At 74.8% G+C, this 1,239-nt stretch carries 1 protein-coding gene; it reads right to left on the bottom strand.

The features are described from left to right. Positions 1–79 precede the first annotated feature (79 nt). The coding region (locus FV230_RS28450; protein WP_147844741.1) for a DUF4159 domain-containing protein at positions 80–1,239 on the bottom strand (1,160 nt) is incomplete at its 5' end.

Raw genomic sequence — 1,239 nt, 5'->3', positions numbered from 1 at the left:
CCTCTCCCCCCCCGCTGCGCAGGGTACCCTCCCCCGCCAAGGGGGGAGGGAGAAGAGCTGGCCTGAACGCGAAGAGATCTCACTGTCCCAGCCGCTCCAGCAGGGCCGGCACGTGGACCTGGTCCGCCTTGTAGTTGCCGGTCAGCGTGTACATCACGATGTTGACGCCGCCGCGGAACGCCATCTCGCGCTGGCGCTGGTCGCCGCCGACCACCGGGTAGAGCGGGTCGCCGCGGCGGTCGATCGCCCAGGCGGCGGCGAGGTCGTTGCCGGTGATGACGATCGGGCTGACGCCGTCCCCGGCCCGCGCCGGGCGGCGCTCGGTGCCCTCGGCGGCCGGCGGCAGCGCCTCGACCCAGGTCTGGCCGGTGGCATAGCGCCCGGGAAAGCTGTCGACGAGGTAGAACGCCTTCGTCAGCACGTGGTCGGACGGAACCGGCTCCAGCTCCGGGATCTCCAGCGTCGCCAGCATCTTGCGCAGGTAGGCGGCCTCCGGCGTCGGTGGCCCACCGGCCCGCGCCGTCAGCGCGTCGCGGGTGTCGAACAGGACGGTGCCGCCGTTGCGCATGAACGCGTCGATCCGCCGGATCGTCGCTTCCGAGGGCTGGGGCCGGCCCGGCGCGATCGGCCAGTAGATCAGCGGATAGAACGCCAGCTCGTCCTTGGCCGGGTCGAGGCCGGCGGGTTCGCCCGGCTCCAGGGCGGTCCGCGAGGCCAGCATCTGAGTCAGGCCGGTGAGACCGGCCCGGCTCGCCTCGTCGACCGCAGCGTCGCCTGTGACCACGTAGGCGAGCCGCGTGACCAGCGCCGACTCGATGCCGTTCGGGCGGTTCGCCGGCGGCTCCTCCGCCTGCGCAGGCGGCGCGCCGAGGCCGCCGAGCACGAGCACGCCCGCCATCGCGAGCATCGCCGCGCGGCCGCGCAGGCGGCCGACCAGTCCGCCCGAGCCGCGGTTGAGGAAGCCGCCCAGCCAGAGCCCGGCCAGCGTGTCGAGCACCAGAAGCAGCAGCGCCAGCGTGAACAGGCTCGGGCGCAGATCCAGGGTCTCGGCGCCGGCGAGCGTCCCGGTGCGGGCGCCGTTCAGCGGCGCGAGGTCGAGCGCCCTGAGGCGGTCTTCGGTCCGCAGGGCGTTCACCGCGGTGCCGCCGTCGGCGGGACCGTAGAAGCCCGGGGGGTGCTCCGGCGAGGCGCGGTCGGCGTAGTCGGCCGGCACCGCGGTGGCCGAGGCCGGCGGGGTGC

It is taken from the genome of Methylobacterium sp. WL6 (assembly GCF_008040095.1).
Classification (GTDB): domain Bacteria; phylum Pseudomonadota; class Alphaproteobacteria; order Rhizobiales; family Beijerinckiaceae; genus Methylobacterium.
This window is presented reverse-complemented; position numbering and strand designations above follow the sequence as displayed.